This is a genomic window from Actinoplanes sp. NPDC021490 (genome assembly GCF_055562135.1).
The window spans coordinates 22,539-37,736 of sequence record NZ_JBVHFW010000022.1; the positions used below are offsets into that span (position 1 = coordinate 22,539).

At 68.7% G+C, this 15,198-nt stretch carries 14 protein-coding genes; 7 read left to right on the forward strand and 7 right to left on the reverse strand.

The features are described from left to right. Positions 1-476 precede the first annotated feature (476 nt). From ACZ3I4_RS40920 to ACZ3I4_RS40935, 4 genes are all read right to left on the reverse strand, one after another. Positions 477-839 (reverse strand): hypothetical protein, encoded by a 363-nt coding sequence (locus ACZ3I4_RS40920; RefSeq protein WP_465387514.1) that lies wholly within the window; start codon positions 837-839, stop codon positions 477-479. A 1,127-nt stretch (positions 840-1,966) separates the two neighbouring features. Continuing rightward, positions 1,967-2,635 carry an alpha/beta fold hydrolase gene (locus tag ACZ3I4_RS40925; protein WP_465387515.1) on the reverse strand — a complete coding sequence of 223 codons (669 nt, stop codon included), beginning with the start codon at positions 2,633-2,635 and terminating at the stop codon, positions 1,967-1,969. Then, the gene (locus ACZ3I4_RS40930; protein WP_465387516.1) at positions 2,632-3,183 is read right to left on the reverse strand and encodes a carboxymuconolactone decarboxylase family protein; all 552 of its coding nucleotides are present in this window, start codon (positions 3,181-3,183) and stop codon (positions 2,632-2,634) included. Before ACZ3I4_RS40930 ends, ACZ3I4_RS40925 begins: the two co-directional genes overlap by 4 nt. Next, positions 3,180-4,274, reverse strand: a complete 1,095-nt coding sequence (locus ACZ3I4_RS40935) for an LLM class flavin-dependent oxidoreductase (RefSeq protein WP_465387517.1) — start codon at positions 4,272-4,274, stop codon at positions 3,180-3,182. The genes ACZ3I4_RS40930 and ACZ3I4_RS40935 overlap by 4 nt, the downstream gene beginning before the upstream one ends. A gap of 163 nt (positions 4,275-4,437) precedes the next feature. Between ACZ3I4_RS40935 and ACZ3I4_RS40940 the strand changes: the two genes are divergently transcribed. The 3 genes from ACZ3I4_RS40940 to ACZ3I4_RS40950 all read left to right on the forward strand — a co-directional run bounded on the left by ACZ3I4_RS40940 (position 4,438) and on the right by ACZ3I4_RS40950 (position 7,283). After that, positions 4,438-5,931: an aldehyde dehydrogenase gene (locus ACZ3I4_RS40940; protein ID WP_465387518.1), complete on the forward strand. Its 1,494-nt coding sequence runs from the start codon at positions 4,438-4,440 to the stop codon at positions 5,929-5,931. Next, positions 5,931-6,626, forward strand: coding sequence for an enoyl-CoA hydratase/isomerase family protein (locus tag ACZ3I4_RS40945; protein ID WP_465387519.1), 696 nt, complete (start codon positions 5,931-5,933; stop codon positions 6,624-6,626). Before ACZ3I4_RS40940 ends, ACZ3I4_RS40945 begins: the two co-directional genes overlap by 1 nt. Before the next feature lie 81 nt (positions 6,627-6,707). Then, on the forward strand, positions 6,708-7,283 hold the full coding sequence (locus ACZ3I4_RS40950; RefSeq protein ID WP_465387520.1) for a dihydrofolate reductase family protein: 576 nt from the start codon (positions 6,708-6,710) through the stop codon (positions 7,281-7,283). A 73-nt stretch (positions 7,284-7,356) separates the two neighbouring features. Here ACZ3I4_RS40950 and ACZ3I4_RS40955 read toward each other — a convergent pair whose 3' ends face one another. Both ACZ3I4_RS40955 and ACZ3I4_RS40960 read right to left on the reverse strand, forming a co-directional pair. Continuing rightward, the gene (locus ACZ3I4_RS40955) at positions 7,357-9,033 is read right to left on the reverse strand and encodes a DUF262 domain-containing protein (RefSeq protein WP_465387521.1); all 1,677 of its coding nucleotides are present in this window, start codon (positions 9,031-9,033) and stop codon (positions 7,357-7,359) included. 50 nt (positions 9,034-9,083) lie between these two features. Continuing rightward, positions 9,084-10,373, reverse strand: coding sequence for an NAD(P)-binding domain-containing protein (locus ACZ3I4_RS40960; protein WP_465387522.1), 1,290 nt, complete (start codon positions 10,371-10,373; stop codon positions 9,084-9,086). Positions 10,374-10,513: 140 nt separating this feature from the next. Between ACZ3I4_RS40960 and ACZ3I4_RS40965 the strand changes: the two genes are divergently transcribed. The 3 genes from ACZ3I4_RS40965 to ACZ3I4_RS40975 are packed head-to-tail and all read left to right on the forward strand — an operon-like array spanning position 10,514 to position 12,761. Next, entirely contained in the window at positions 10,514-11,209 is a 696-nt protein-coding gene (locus ACZ3I4_RS40965) for a cyclase family protein (protein ID WP_465387523.1), read from the forward strand. Continuing rightward, positions 11,206-11,955, forward strand: a complete 750-nt coding sequence (locus ACZ3I4_RS40970) for an SDR family NAD(P)-dependent oxidoreductase (protein ID WP_465387524.1) — start codon at positions 11,206-11,208, stop codon at positions 11,953-11,955. Before ACZ3I4_RS40965 ends, ACZ3I4_RS40970 begins: the two co-directional genes overlap by 4 nt. Positions 11,956-11,972: 17 nt before the next feature. Then, positions 11,973-12,761, forward strand: a complete 789-nt coding sequence (locus tag ACZ3I4_RS40975; RefSeq protein ID WP_465387525.1) for an inositol monophosphatase family protein — start codon at positions 11,973-11,975, stop codon at positions 12,759-12,761. 73 nt (positions 12,762-12,834) lie between these two features. On the opposite strand, the gene ACZ3I4_RS40980 is transcribed toward ACZ3I4_RS40975, so the two are convergent. Further along, on the reverse strand, positions 12,835-13,827 hold the full coding sequence (locus ACZ3I4_RS40980; RefSeq protein ID WP_465387526.1) for a Gfo/Idh/MocA family protein: 993 nt from the start codon (positions 13,825-13,827) through the stop codon (positions 12,835-12,837). Between the two features lie 117 nt (positions 13,828-13,944). Between ACZ3I4_RS40980 and ACZ3I4_RS40985 the strand changes: the two genes are divergently transcribed. Beyond that, complete coding sequence (locus ACZ3I4_RS40985) at positions 13,945-15,060, forward strand: flavin reductase (protein WP_465387527.1); 1,116 nt, start codon at positions 13,945-13,947, stop codon at positions 15,058-15,060. Positions 15,061-15,198 lie beyond the last annotated feature (138 nt).

Sequence of the window (15,198 nt, forward strand, 5' to 3'; positions counted from 1 at the left end):
GCACGTTGCCGGCCGCGCCAGCAGCAGCCGCGCTGCCGGTCACCTCCTGCACGTTGCCGGCCGCGCCAGCAGCAGCCGCGCTGCCGGTCACCTCCTGCACGCTGCCGGCCGCGCCAGCAGCAGCCGCGCTACCCGCTGCTGCGGGCTCGTCGCGCCGGTATCACGGGCCGATGGTGACGTGGCGCCGGGCGGTCATGACGGGGGGCCGGACTGCCATATCACTCGCCTGAACCACCGGCCGCCAGGTCCTGCGGCCGACAATCCCGTGCAGGCCAGCACTCGTTGCGCGCGTTCGGCTGTTCAGGGGTGCGTCGCTTGCCGCTTCCTGGAGGTAACGATGTCTGCGACAGCGATGGGTACCATCACGGCGATCCCGATCAAGGCCTTGGCCCACCAAGACCCCTCGATGAAGAGGCCGGCCACCAGGAGACCGAAGAACACCAGTAGATAAGCAACCCGCACTCTCGTGACCATGGTCAGGAGCCTATGAGCTCTGCGACCAGGCCGAAACGGCCGAACGGTCGGTGAGTCCGGGTGGTCCGCACCGGCACCGGACCGCAAGTCATGGCCGCACTCGCAACGCTGCCATCGGCGCCCTGCGTCTTGCCGGCGTCACCAACATCGCCGCCGCCGACACCACGCCCGCGATCCACGAAGGCGCTGAACACCGGCAGGAACGCCAGCGCGATCAAACGGCCACTCGCCTTACTCGGTATCGCCTGACGACTTCGCAGGGTCCAGACAGCGGGTCGCTTTCCCGGGATTCTCGGGCCATTCTCTTCTCGCGGCGCCTGATCGGATCTCGAGAGAATCATGGGGCGCTTCTTGGTGATTGGCATGATCGAATACTGACATTGCGGATTCGGGGTTCGGGATAATTGATTCATGGGTCAGTTGTCGTTCTTTGGTCGGGCCGAAACTGCTGCGATGCGGGATCGGACTGCAGCGCGTAACTATTCACCGGCGAACGATGAATTTCGACGTGTGCATGAGCGGCAGCGTGCTTGGGGTCTGCGGCGCCGTCATGCCGAAAAGCTGAGCCGGATACGAAGTGGTGTTCCGGCCGGGCCTGCCGTTCGCGACGATTCGAGCCGGCCTGGGAGTCGCGCGTCGTCATCGACGGCTATGAGTGGGCAGCGTGCCGCTTCACCGAGTGTCGCCTCGGCCCAGCGGGCATCGGGTCAGCGCGAAGTCTTGCCTTCTACGGTTTCGGGTCGTTCTTCGGCGGTGCCGCCAGAGGTTACGCCGTCTGCGGCCCCTGCCGTGGTGGCCCCACAGCGGACGGCATCACTCGCCGCTTCGGGTCGGCAGTCGGGGGCCGCACAACTTGCGCGGTCGGTCAGGCGGTTGCCTGGTCCGGCGATAAACGCCGCTGCGCCGTGTTTTCCATTGGCCGTAGTCCGCCCTCATCCTGCGGCGGGCATTGGTTGGGCCGTGGGTAAATCCGCGTTGGGTCCGGCTTTGAGTGAGGGCGACGCTGAGTGCATTTTAATGGATTTCTTTGGTTGCTGTCCTGGGGTGGTCGCGGTGACACTCAATGCTGCGTCCAGGCGCCGGGTGGGTGCAACTTACTGTGCTGTGGTTGCGGCGGAAAAGGCAATAGATGTCGCGTCGGGGCGTCAGGTGGGTGTAACTCGATGTGCTGTGGTCGCGATGGGGAAGGCAACAGTTCCCACGCCGCGCGGTCGGATGGGTGAAACTCGTTCAGCTGTGGTTGCGGCGGGGAACGCAATAGATGGCGCGTCGGGCGGTCGGGTGGGTGAAACTGTGGTTGTGGTGGGAAAGGCAGTTCATGCCGCGCCCCGGCACAGTGCGCGCCGCCTCCCGCAGGCGAAGTCGAATGGCGGCGTGGGTGCACGTGCTCCGCATTGGTTAGTTCGTCAGAGTTCCCCGCAACCACAGCACAGCAAGTCACACCCACCGGCCGGCTCGACGCGGCATTCCTCGTCGTTCCCACGGCTTGGTCTCACGGGTAAAGGAAGGTGGCCACCGCGTCGGCGAAGGAGGCTGGGTGTTCGTAAGCGGTGCCGTGGGCGCCTGGCAGCCATTTGACTGTGGGGTCGGGGAGGGTGGCGGTGAAGAAGTCGACGGCCTGGTGGAAGGGGGGCGCGTCGTGTTTGCCGCACAGGATCAGGGTGGGGGCCTTGATCGAGGGGGCCAGGTCTGTTGTGTCGGCGGCGGCCAAGGCCTCGCAATTGCGCGCATAGGTGGCTGGGTCGCCGGAGAGCAGGAGGGCCTTGATTCGCGATACCGCGTCGGGTGGGGCGGCTTCGGTGAACCACAGTTTTTCGGTGGGGGAGACGATGGGGGTGAGGCCCTCGGCTCGTACGAGGGAAGCTCTTTGCCGCCACATCTCGCGCATTGCGGGGGGATAGATGGCGACCGTGTCCACCAGCACAAGGCGGCGCACCCGCGATGGGTGGCGGGCGGCTATCACCTGGGCGACCAGGCCGCCGAGGGAGACGCCGCACAGGTCGATGGGGGCCGGGAAAGTGGCGACGGCGTCGGCCATTTCCTCGATGGTGGCGCCGTTCAGGTCGGGGGTGACCACGTCGGGCTGGAAATAGGGGCGTACGGGGTCCCAGAAACGGTGGTCGACGCCCAGCGGATGCAACAACACCAACGGGACCGTCATTGTGGCTCCCTGAGCGGCAGACGGGGGGCGTGCGGCGGGGGTGGGGTGCGCGCGACGTTCATCGTCATGGCCAGCGTCGTGTAATAGCCGGCCGTTCCGACCGCTTCGACCACTCGGGCCTCGCCGAGAAGCGAAACCGCGGCCGCGTACGTCGGGTCGGTGACCTGGCGTGTGCGGTGCAATTCGTCGAGCAGGTTCCACACGATTTCAAAGCGGCGGCCCGGTGGGCGTTGGCCGTGCGCGACCGCTTCTACGACTTCCGGTGGCAGCCCTGCCTTCAAGGCCAAGGGCTGGTGGAAACCGTACTCGAAATCCTGGTCCCAATGCCGGGCCACGGTCAGAATGACCAGCTCGACCAGGTCGTCGTCGAGGACGCTGTCGAAACGCAGGTATTCGCCGACCAGTTGCAGGCGCGTCATCAGTTCGGGACTGCGCAGCAGCGGCACGAAAGGGCCGAACAGGGCGCCGCGCGGGCCGGAAGCGATTCGTTCGGCCGCGCCGCGCTGTTCCGGGGTCATGTCCTCCAGCGGAGGCATCCGGTCGGTCACGCCAAAGCCGCGTTCACGTCCGGCATCACCTTCTGCGCCATCAGCTCCATCGACCGGCGGGCCAGCCTCGGGTCGGCCCAGTCGAGGCCGGCGTAGACCAGCTCGCCGAAATCTCCGGTCTCCTCGCGCAAAGCCAGAATCTGCTCGGTCACCGACTCCGGCGTGCCGGTGATTACCAGTTTCTCCAGCACATAGTCGAGGGTGATTTCCCCGTCGGGCTGGTCGCGGCGGGTCTTGAAAAGCTCGAGCCGGCCCAGCTTCCGCATCTTCTTCAGCATCTGCGAGTAGTAGAAGCGATAGGGGCTGTCCTCCGAGTCGCGCCCGTACGAGGCCGCCGTCGCCGGGTCGTCGGCCACGAAAATCGTTCGCGCCACCCGCCAGTCCGCCGGGTCCGCGGTTTCGCCGACGGCCTGCTTGCCCTCGACATAGTTGGGCCAGTGCGTCGCCACCCATTGCGGCAGCAGGAAGTTCGCCGACAACGGGTGGAAGTCGCGCTTGCCCATCGCGATGACGCCCTTCGAGAACGGCGCCACCACGGTCCCCACGATCTCCGGCCGCGGCTGCTGCAACGGTTTCGGCAGATAACCCACACCGAAATCCGTGTCCATGGTGGTTTCGGTCGTCACCTTGAAACGGTTCCCGGGCAGATCGATCGCGTACGGGGGTTCGGACTCCCAGATCGCGGTGATGACGTCGATCGCCTCGGCGAACATCTTGTTGCGGTCCTCGGCGAGAATGCCCAGCGCCTCGGCGTCCGACGTGAGCGCGCCCGGGCTGATGCCGAGAATGAAACGCCCGCCGGCCAGGTGGTCGAACATCGCCGAATTCGCGGCCACCAGCACGGGATGCTGCTGCGACAGGTTCGTCGTGCCGGTCGCCAGCTTGATCTGCCGCGTGTCCGAGATCAGCGTGGCCAGAAACAGCAGGCTGTTGGTGATGTTCTCGTGCCGGTCGGTCAGGTGCTCCCCGATGAACGCGTCGTGGAAGCCCAGCGAATCGGCCAGGATGACCGCCTCCCGGTCCTCGCGGAGAGTGTCGGCCCACGTACGGCCGAGCGGGTGCAGCGGCATCGAGAAGTAACCCAGTCTCACGGCGTGACCTCGCTTTCTTTCCGTGCAGTTTTTCCGGTGCCGCGGGGATAAGCAGTGTCGCCGCCTGTGAGCGAAAAGCCGCCGACTGACGTTCGCCGTCAGTGCCGCGGACCGGGCCCGCTGGATACCGTCCGGTCATTCGGCAACAGCCTCAGGAGGCGTGATGGAACTCCCCACCGGCCTGCGCATCGGCGGCCGGGTCGTCGCCGGGCGCGGCCCCCGGCTGGACGTCCTCAACCCCAGCACCGGCGGCGTACTGGCCGTCGCCGACAGCGCCGGCCCGGCCGACGTCGAGGACGCCATCCGGGTCGCCCAGGAGACGTTCGACTCCGGGGTGTGGAGCCGCATGCCGATCCACGAACGCTCCCGGATCCTGCACCGGTTCGCCGACGGCATCGCCGCCCGGATGACCGAGCTGTACGAGCTGGAGACCGCGAACAACGGCCGGCCGCTGACCGAGACGAAGGCGCAGATCACCCGGCTGCCCGAGTGGTACCGCTACAACGCCTCGCTGCTGCTGGCCGACCGGGACTCCGTGATGCCGATGCCCGGCCCCTACCACTCGTACACGACCCGGCTGCCGCTCGGCGTGGTCACGATCCTGGCGTCGTTCAACCACCCCATGATGATCGCGTCCAAGTCGCTCGCCCCCGCGCTGGCCACCGGCAACTCGGTCGTTCTCAAGCCGTCCGAGCAGACGCCGCTGACCGCGATGCTGCTGGCCGACATCGCCCACGCGGCCGGCATCCCCGACGGCGTCCTGAACGTGGTGAACGGTCTCGGCCCGATCGTCGGGGCCGCCCTCTGCGAGCACCCCCTCGTCAAAAAGGTCGTGTTCACCGGGGGTACCGAGCCCGGCCGGTCGATCGCGGTCGCGGCGGCCCAGCGGTTCGCCAAGACGACACTCGAGCTCGGCGGCAAGTCACCGGTGATTGTCTTCGGTGACACGCCGGTCGAGGTGGCGGCCCGGGGCGCGGCGTTCGCCGGGTTCATCGGCGCCGGCCAGACCTGCATCGCGGGCAGCCGCCTGATCGTGCACCGCAGCATCCACGACGAGTTCCTGGAAACGGTCGGCAAGATCGCCGAAAGCATCCGGATCGGTGACCCGGCCGACGCGAGCACCCAGCTCGGCCCGGTCATCTCGGCCAAGGCGCGCGACCGCATCCTGGCCCGGATCGCCGACGGCGTCGCCGGCGGGGCCCGCGTTGTCACCGGTGGCGGACCCGCGACCGTGCCCGGCTTCGAGAACGGCTTCTTCGTCCAGCCGACCGTGCTGGCCGATGTCACCAATGACATGGCCGTCGCCCGCGAAGAGATCTTCGGGCCGGTGGTCGTGGTCATCCCCTTCGACGACGAGGACGAGGCCGTCGCGATCGCCAACGATTCCCCGTACGCCCTGGGGTCGGCGATCTGGACACGCGACATCGCCCGCGGGCACCGGGTCGCGTCGCGGATCGAAGCCGGGATGGTGTGGGTCAACGACCATCACCGTCTCGACCCGTCGTCGCCGTGGGGCGGCCTGAAGGAGAGCGGCATCGGCCGGGAAGGCGGCTGGGAATCGTTCCACGACTTCACCCACGTCCGGGCGGTCACCGTGCGGACGGCCGCCGACGACGTGGACTGGTACGGCGGCATCGCGACCGGGAGGCTGAACTGATGCGGTTCGAGAACACCGACGGCGTGATCGTGGCCGAGCTGGACCGGCCCCCGCAGAACCTGTTCAGCATCGAGCTCTGCGCCGAACTGGCGGCCGTGCTCAGCGACCCGCCCGCCGGCGCGCACGTCCTGCGGCTGCGTGCCACCGGTGACGTGTTCTGCCTGGGTCGCGACCGGGGTGGCGCGACCCCGGCCGAGGTGAAGGCCGAAGCCGAGGCGCTCGCCGGTCTGACCCGGGCCGCCCGCCGCACCCGGCTGGTCACCGTGGCCGAGGTGCAGGGCGACGCGGCCGGCTTCGGCGTCGGGCTCGTCGCCGCGTTCGACGTCGCCGTGGCAACCCGGGCGGCGACCTTCCGCTTCCCCGAGGTGGGCATCGGCCTCGCCCCGGCGCTGGTGCTCGCCTGGCTGCCGAGGATCGTCGGGCGGCGTGAGGCGTTCTGGCTCACCGCGACCGGCGAGCCGTTGGACGCCGTACGGGCGGAAAGATATGGCCTGCTCAACGAGGTGGTGGAGGACAAGCAGGCGCTGACCAAGCGGGTCGACGAGATGGTCGCCGCCCTGCGCGCCCGCAGTCCCCGGGTGCACGCCGACATCAAGGACATGCTGCGGGCGTTCGGCGAACTGGGAGACGACAGCGCCCTCGACGCCAGCGTCGACCGGTTGGTGGTGGGCTCACTACGCCGGGGCGAAGACTGAGGCCGTTTTTTGGCCGGGCTCCGATGAGTTCGGCGGTCGTGCCCGGTCTACCTCGTGACACCGAATGACGAGGAGACCATCATGACCGCCACGTACACCTTCGACGTCTTCAGCAGCCTCGACGGCTTCGGCGCGGCCGGCGGAGACTGGACCGGCTATTGGGGCAAGCAGGGCCCCGAGCTGCTCGAACACCGTCTTGGCCTGTACAGCGAGCCGCAACGCATGGTCTTCGGCGCCAACACCTACCGGGCCTTCGTCGGCCTGCTGGCCTCGGACATCGACGAGGCCGTGTACGACCCGTGGGTCACCCGGATGGTCAACCTGCCCGCCACGATCGTGTCGTCCACCCTGAAAGAAGCCCCCGACTGGCCCGACGCGACCGTGGCGAACGGCGACGCCGTCGAGGTGGTGGCCCGGCTCAAGCAGGAGTCCACCGTCCCGCTGCGCTCACACGGCAGCCTGTCGATGAACCGCGCGCTGATGAAGGCCGGCCTGGTCGACTTCCTCCAGGTCAGCGTCTTCCCGGTGATCACCGGCCGCAACGGCCAGGACCCCATCTTCCGGGGCGCCGAAGACTTCGACCTGGAACTGGTCGACAGCACGCTCCTCGACGGCCGCACCCAGCAGCTCACGTACCGCCCGACTCTGCACGGCTGAGCGTCATGCCCGAGGCCAGCCCGGCCGCCGTACGGGAACAGGATGCCTGTCCGGCGGCCGAGTCCTCAGCCGGTCAGTCGGTCAGCCACGCCTGCTTCAGCACGCTGAGGAGCGCTGTCTGGCGCTTTCGCAGAACTTCCGGCGTCCACCGGTTCTCCACCAGCACCTGACTGGTGAGCGCAAACGCGGCGACACCATTGCGGCCGGTGAAGTAGCCGGCCTTCTTCTTGGCGAAGTCAAAATTGCGCGCCTGCGAGTTCTTGGTCCTGTTGAGCAGCACCAGGTTGGCGATCCGATGAGTCCAGTACTCCCGTTGGTCATCGGTGAAGTTGACCCGCCACAGGGAGTTGGCCGCCGGATTCTGAGGCAACACATGCTCGACTGTGACGCGCGCGTGCTCGTAAGTGACGCCGGGCGCCCGTGCGAGAAGCTCGTCCAGCCGGAGCAGCACATAGCGTCGCACCTTGTCCTGCAGGTAGACGTCGCCGTTCAGCTTCTCGAGGACCTCGGCCTTCTCGACCTCCGACAGGATCAGCGAGGGGGAGGCGAGGCCTTGCCCGTCCGCGAGATCCCGAAGCAGGCCGGCGTACCGCTGGGCCCGGGGTGTCGCATAGACACGGCGGATGAGCATGCTCGCGGCCAGCCGTTCGAGCGCTTGGAAGAAAGCGGCCAGCCAGTCAGGGTCGTCCTGGTGATAGCGGACGGCCCAGAGCGCCGGCGGCAGCCAGTCGCTGTTGTCGATCTGGGTGAGTCGCCGAAACCAGTTGTTGACCTTCTCCGCTCCGGCGGGAGCCGCATAGGTGAAGTCCCGGATCTGGCCGTAGGCCTCGGCGTAGGGCGTCAGTACATCGTCCACGAAGTCGGCGCCCTTGCTGGGCAGATAGTCGACGAGCACCTGCTCGGGGAACTCCTTGAGCAGTTCCTTCTCCGGGCGCTTCTTCGCAAAGATCATCCTGATGTGCTGGAAAAGCTCGGCGAAGAGTTCGCGCCCGACCAGTTCCTCGGCGTTCTCCCACTTGTCGGCGTACACATCCGACGAGCCCAGCTCCAAGTCACCGATAATTCTCGACTTGAAGATGTCGGTCGGCGACAGGTCGAGGCCGCGCGCGTTCATGACGCTGAAGATTCTGTGCGCGCTCGCCAGACTGGGCGTGCTCACCACGACCAAGTAGGTGCGGACGCTGAGCATTCGCATGAGCTCGACACGTCGCTCCGCCGGCCACTCGGCAAGCCGCTTGTACAGGGCGGAAGCATTCTCGAGGATCGCCTCCTGAGCTTCGTTCTTTGCCACGCTGGGCTTCAGTTCCAGCAAGCCGGTGACACCGTTGTTGGTTTGAATGCGGTCGCTGAAGAACGGACGGTCGCGCTTCCGTGGAGTGAGCCGCGGCTTGGGCTCGAGCCCCAGAATCTTGTCACCCGGTTCGGAAATCATCAGCGCCAGGCGGGAGCGGATCTCGTCGTCGTCCGCCAGGTCCCGGAGCACAGCCAGCAAGATGGTGAGGGTGGTGAGGCGCTGCTGACCGTCGATAACCTCGGCGGACGGATCGAGCTTCGTCTTCACCAGTACGAGGGAGCCCAGGAAGTAGGGCTCGGCCGCATCGCGCTCAAGAGCTTCGGTCAAGTCATCCAGCAGTTGAATTGCCTGTTCCTCGCGCCAGGCGTACGGACGCTGATAGTCCGGGATGACGAAGCTGTAGTCGCTGCAGAAGACCTTGTGGAGCGGCATTTCGTGCGCCTCGAGTTGTTGCATTGAGGCATTCTCCGCAGAAACCCTGACGGACTCCCTCACCCATCCGGGTGTCAACCGCCGGGCGAATCGTTCAATCCGGCGAGGGCGCAAGCCTCGTCCACGTCGGAAGTGTCGCCGCTGACGCCGAGGGCGCCGATGATGACACCGGAATCATCGCGGATCAGGACGCCGCCGGCGGCGGGGGCCAGGCGGCCGTTGGTGACGGCGGCCAGCGAAGTGAAGAAGGCGGGCTGCTGCTCGGCGCGTGCGGCGATGTCACGGGAGGACATGCCCATGCCCAGGGCCCCGTACGCCTTGGCGGTGGCGATCTCGACCCGCAGGATGCCGGCGCCGTCCTCGCGTTTGACGACCACGGGATGGCCGCCGGCGTCGAGGACCACGACGGCCAGCGGGGCCGCGCTGATCGAGCGGGCGTGGGCCAGGGTCGCGTCGGCCAGCCGGTCGGCCCGAGCCAGCGTCGTCATCGGCCTTCCTCCAAGACCTCTGTTTTCCTCAAGCACCTCTAGCAGCGCGGCGGCGTCGGCGTCGGCCCAGCCGGTCTCGGCGGCCCGCTGGTAGAGCGGCAGGGTGGCGTCGAGCACGGGGGTGGGGACGTTCACCGACTCGGCCAATTCTTGCACCAGGGCCACGTCCTTGAGGAACATCGAGACCTTGGCGGTGGCGGGGAGGTAGGCGCGGTCGACCATGAGGAGGCCGCGTTTGTCGAAGATGACCGAACCGCCGGCGCCGTCACGGACGGTGTCGTAGAGGACCGCCGGGTCGAGGCCGGCCGCCACGCCCAGGGCGAAGGCCTCGGCCGTGGACGCGTTGTGGATCGAGACGAGCAGGTTGGCGACCAGCTTCATGCGGGTGCCGTCGCCGAACGGGCCCAGGTGGCGTACGGACCGGGCGAACGCCTCCATGACCGGGCGGGCCGTCTCGAACGCGTCCTTGTCGCCGCTGCCGAGCACGACGAGATCGCGTACGCGGGCCTGGGCTCCGGTTCCGCTGATCGGGCAGTCGAGCAGCTCGACACCGGTGGCACTGAGGGCGTCCCGGCATTGCTGCTTCACGGCCAGGGACAGCGTCGACGTCTCGACGACGATGCGCGCGCCGGACAACGATCGGCACACCTCGAGCGCGGCCTGTGCGGTGGGGAGCGAGGTCACCACGACCGCTGATCGGGCGGCGAGGGTGGCCAGGTCGGGGGCGGCCCGGCCACCCCGCGCGACCAGCTCCTCGACGGCCCCGGGGGACACGTCGGTGCCGATCACGTCGAAGCCCGCGTCGAGCAGGTGGCCGGAGATGGCCGATCCCATGATGCCGAGACCGACCACGCCGACCGTCGTCACTGTCGTCATCGGGCCACCGTAGGGCGGTCGGGGCACCGTACGGCTGTCGCTTGCCGTCAGTGCGCAGCCGCCGGACTGCTGCTCGGCGGGAGTCGTCCCGGCGTACCGGAAACCTACGGTTCTTCTACCCGATCGGAAGGAGCGTTGCCGTGCGCCTCGTCGACCTGTCACAGGACATCTACCAGGGGATGCAGGTCTACCCCGGGCACTTGAAGACGGTGGTCTTCGATCACGCGTCGCACGAGGAGACGGCGCTGCGGTTCGTCGGCGGCTTCTCCTTCCAGACCAAGGGCTTCATGATGAACGACAACGGGCCGACCCACGTCGACTCGTTCTCGCACCTCGACCCGGACCCGTCGGCGCAGACCATCGACCAGATGTCGCTCGACCTGTTCTACGGCCCGGCGGTCTGCCTGGACGTGTCGCACGTCGAGGCCCACCAGGACATCACCGCCGAGCATCTGGACGCGGCGCAGGAGGCGTCCGGGCTGACCGTTGACCCCGGTGACATCCTGCTGCTGCACACCGGAACCCACGGCCGGTACGCCGGCACGTCGCGCTACCTCACCGACTTCCCGGGACTGGGCGAGACCGGCAGCGAGTGGATCGTCGAGCACGGCGTCAAGACGTTCGGTGTCGACAGCCCCACGCCCGACAACCCGGTCAGCAAGTCGTACCCGTGTCACATGATGTGCCGCCGTCACCACATCACCCACTACGAGAACCTGACCAACCTCGACCAGCTGCTGGGCAAGCGGTTCACCTTCGCCGGCTTCCCGCTCAAGGTGATCGGCGCCCACGGCGGCCCGACCCGGGCGGTCGCGCTGCTGGACGAGCCGGCATGACCGACCGGGTCGAGGGCCGGACCGCGGTTGTCACCGGGGCCGGCAACGGGCTGGGGCGGGCCATCGCGCTCGCCCTGGCCGCCCGGGGCGCGAAGGTGATAGCGGTCGGGCGCAACCGGGAGCGGCTGGACGCGGTCGCCGGCGAGAACATCCGCGCGGCCACGGCCGACGTCTCCGATCCGGCCAGCGTCGAGGCGCTCGCGGCCGAATTCCCCGACGTCGACATCCTGGTGAACAACGCGGGCGTTCCCGGCCCGGTCGCCGCGCTCACCGACATCGCGCCGGACGAGTGGGACGAGGTGTTCGCGGTCAACGTGCGCGGCACGTACCTGATGTGCCGCGCGTTCCTGCCCGCGATGGTCGCCCGTGGCACCGGTGACATCATCAACGTGGCCTCGGTCAGCGGCAAGCGGCCCCTCATCCGCCGTACGCCGTACACGGCCAGCAAGATGGCCGTCATCGGTTTGACGCGGACCCTGGCGTACGAGGTCGGCCCGTTCGGGGTGTCGGTGAACTCGCTCTCGCCCGGGCCGGTCGACGGTCCGCGGATGACCCGGAACTTCCGGCTCGAGGCCGAGCGCACCGGAGTCACGTACGAGGAAGCGGAAGAGGCCTTCGTGTCGCGCGCCGCCCTGCACCGCATGCTCACCGAGGACGAGGTGGCCGCGGCGGTCATCGCCATGCTGCACATGCCGGGCCTGTGCGCCGCGGACATCGACCTGTCGGCGGGCATGGTCGCACCCTGACGCGATAGCGTGCCGGTGTGGATCGAGACCTTTCCGCGGCCCGTGATCTGGCCGCCAAACTCGCCGTCCAAGCCGGTCGGCTGCAGCTCGAACGGCGCGGCACGCTGCGCATGGGCGCGCCCAAGGCGCACGCCAACGACGTGGTCTCCGATGTCGACATCGCCAGCGAGGAACTCATCGTGGACGCCCTCCACGCCGCCTGGCCGGACGACGCGATGCAGGCCGAGGAGGGGCACGGCCGCGAGGGCACGAGCGGCTGGAACTGGGTGATCGACCCGCTCGACGGCACGCGCAACTACGTCAGCCGTACGGGAGCCTGGTCGGTCTGCATCGCCCTCTACGAGGGTGACCAGGCGCGGGTGGCCGTCGTGCACGAGCCCGTGGCCGGCGAGACGTTCAGCGCCGTCGACGGCGGGGGAGCGTTCCTCAACGGCGAGCCTCTGCCGGTGCCGGGCGGCTCGTCGATGGACAAGGCGCTGGTCGGCGTGAGCTTCCAGCCCAACCCGGCCACCAAGGAACGAGCGGGCCGGATCGTCCGCGAGCTGCTGCCTGTCTCCGGTGACATCCGGCGGCTGCCCGCGGCCCTCAACCTGGTCTATCAGGCCGCCGGGCGCCTCGACGGCGGCCTGGCCCTGGACACGAACCTGTGGGACATCGCGGCCGGCGCCCTCATCGCGCGCGAGGCCGGCGTGATCCTGGGTGGCCACGGCCCCGACTTCACCACCGAACTGACGATCGGCGCCGCGCCCGCCCTGTGGGAGGAACTCTCAGAGCGGGTCCGAACGGCCGACCTCAGGCGGCGGTGAAGGAGCCGACGTAGGCCGAACGCGGCGCTATGTCAACGGTGTCATCGCGAGGGTCTACGGCGGGGAATACGGCCTACTTTCCGCGGAGGCGCTCGATCCGGCCGCTGCGGGCCGAGCGGGTGATGGCCTCGAAGGCGTCCGCGTTGGCCAGCATTTCCTCGTACGGGACGGGGTAGGGCGCCCGGCCCTCGGCCGCCGCCGCGAAGGCCTCGAGGTTGGCTCGCACCGAGGGGTGCGGCGGATAGAACTCGGACGACGGCTCGCCACCCCGGAACACGGTCGTGACGTCCCAGCCGCGTGGCCGCTCGGGGTGGTTGCGATCGCGAATCTCCATCCAGCCCCGCGAGCCCAGCACCGTCACGCGGCCCGCGAACGGTGTCGTCAGGATGGCCGTGATCAGGGCCGTACGCCCGTTCTCGAAGCCCAGCGTGACCGTCAGCGTGTCGCCGTTCGCGAACGACGTGGCATTCGTGCCCAGCCGCGCCCACACCTCGACCGGCCGGCCGAACACGGCGATCGCCAGGTCGACCAGGTGGATGCCGGTCGCCGAGAGCGGGCCCACCGGCGCGTCGGTCGCGGACAGCCGCCAGTTGTCCGGCGGCAGCGCCAGGAACTTGTCCTGACTGAAGTTGCCCTCGAACACCAGAGGCACGCCGAGCTCGCCGTTCCCGCACATGTCGCGCAGCAACTGGACGGCCGGCTCGAAACGCCGTTCGTGGCCGATGCCGAGCTGGACGCCCGCCTTCTCGACCGCGGCCACGGCGGCGCGCGCCTCCTGGCCGTCGGTGGTCAGCGGCTTCTCGCAGAAGACGTGCTTGCCCGCGCCCGCCGCCGCGACGATCTGCTCGGCGTGCCGGCCGTGCGGCGTACAGAGAATGACCGCCTCGACCTCGTCATCCGCGAGCGCCTCGTCGAAGGAGGCGGCCGTGCGCACGCCGGACAGCCGGTCCCGGGCTTCGCGGGAGGGGTCCACGCCGAGCACGACCCGGATCTCCTCACTTGAGGCCAGGTCGTCGACGATCTTCTGGCCCCACCATCCGAGGCCGGCCACCGCTGCTTTGATCACCCCTGCAGTCAAGACCTTCCCGCCCGTACGGGGCACTGACGCGAGCCGTCACATCCGGGCGCGACAGTGACGGCGCCGGACACTCCGTACGGGCGGGAGGCGTTATTCGATGGCCCCATGGACGCAGCGCATTTCCGGCACGTCGTGGGACACCTCGCCAGCGGGGTCACCGTCATCACGACCGGCACCGCCGACCACCGGCACGGCATGACCGCGAGTTCGGTGACATCGCTGTCGGCCGACCCGCCGATGATGCTCGCCTGCATCAACAACGCCGTGCCCACAGCCGGGGCGGTCACTGCTTCCGGCCGGTACGCCGTCAATGTGCTCGGCGACGGCCAGGGCGAACTCGCCCGTCAGTTCGCGTCGCCCGGCCCCGACAAGTTCCGCGGGGTCGCCGTGCATGCCGGAACGCTCGGGCTGCCGCTGCTCAGCGACGCGCTGGCCCACATCGAGTGCGAGGTCGTCGAGCGTGTCACCGGTGGCACGCACACGATCTTCCTGGGCCACGTCCGGTCCGCGACCGCCGGCAAGGGCCAGCCGCTCACCTATTTCCGCGGCGGGTTCGGCCGGTTCGCCTTCGCCAAGGACGACGAGGTCTACGGCCGGGCCCGCGAGCTGGTACTCAGCCGCGCGTACGCCGCCGACCAGGCCCTGCCGCTGGAAGACCTGGCCGCCCGCCTCGGCGTCGACCAGGCGGCCGCCTTCTATGCGCTCACCCGCCTCTCGTCCGACGGCCTGGTGCGCCGCGACACCGACCGCGGCTACGTGATCGCCCCGCTCGACGTGCGGACCTCCGACGAGACCTTCGACGCCCGCCTGACGGTCGAGCTGGGCGTTCTGGCTTTGGCCCTCGACCGTGTCACCGATGACGAGGTGGCCGAACTCCGCCGCCGTTTCGACACCATGGCGGCTTTGCTGGTGGGCGAGCGCTTCGTCGACTTCCACGGCTACCTCGACGCCAACTACGCCCTGCACGAATACCTGGTTTCGCTGGCCCGCAACCCGTTGCTGACCGCCACTTTCGGCCGCCTCGGCATCAAGAACGTCATGACCCGCTCCTTCGGCGTGACACCGGAGACATCACAGAAGTTCGTCGAGGCCCAGGGCCGCCTGGTCACCGGCGTGGCCGACCGCAACCCCGAGGCGGCCCGCCGCGGCGCCATCGAATACTGCGAGCTGGCCAAGGAACGGGTCCGCGAGATCCTGGCCTCCAACGGCGGAACCATCTGACCCGGCCCCACACGATTTGGGGCAGCCGCCGCCTTCCAGCCCGCGATGCCCGCGTGCGGTGCGTGCGCGGCCGGTATTCGTGCGGGCGGCTCGGGTCGCTTTCGCCGCGGGCCGGCGCCGATGGGCGATACGCTGCGG

Bases quoted from the DNA above. Each gene is read 5' to 3' on its own strand.
- ACZ3I4_RS40920 (WP_465387514.1), bottom strand. From the start codon at position 839: ATGCCAATCACCAAGAAGCGCCCCATGATTCTCTCGAGATCCGATCAG.
- ACZ3I4_RS40925 (WP_465387515.1), bottom strand. From the start codon at position 2,635: ATGACGGTCCCGTTGGTGTTGTTGCATCCGCTGGGCGTCGACCACCGT.
- ACZ3I4_RS40940 (WP_465387518.1), top strand. From the start codon at position 4,438: ATGGAACTCCCCACCGGCCTGCGCATCGGCGGCCGGGTCGTCGCCGGG.
- ACZ3I4_RS40945 (WP_465387519.1), top strand. From the start codon at position 5,931: ATGCGGTTCGAGAACACCGACGGCGTGATCGTGGCCGAGCTGGACCGG.
- ACZ3I4_RS40950 (WP_465387520.1), top strand. From the start codon at position 6,708: ATGACCGCCACGTACACCTTCGACGTCTTCAGCAGCCTCGACGGCTTC.
- ACZ3I4_RS40955 (WP_465387521.1), bottom strand. From the start codon at position 9,033: ATGCAACAACTCGAGGCGCACGAAATGCCGCTCCACAAGGTCTTCTGC.
- ACZ3I4_RS40960 (WP_465387522.1), bottom strand. From the start codon at position 10,373: ATGACGACAGTGACGACGGTCGGCGTGGTCGGTCTCGGCATCATGGGA.
- ACZ3I4_RS40970 (WP_465387524.1), top strand. From the start codon at position 11,206: ATGACCGACCGGGTCGAGGGCCGGACCGCGGTTGTCACCGGGGCCGGC.
- ACZ3I4_RS40985 (WP_465387527.1), top strand. From the start codon at position 13,945: ATGGACGCAGCGCATTTCCGGCACGTCGTGGGACACCTCGCCAGCGGG.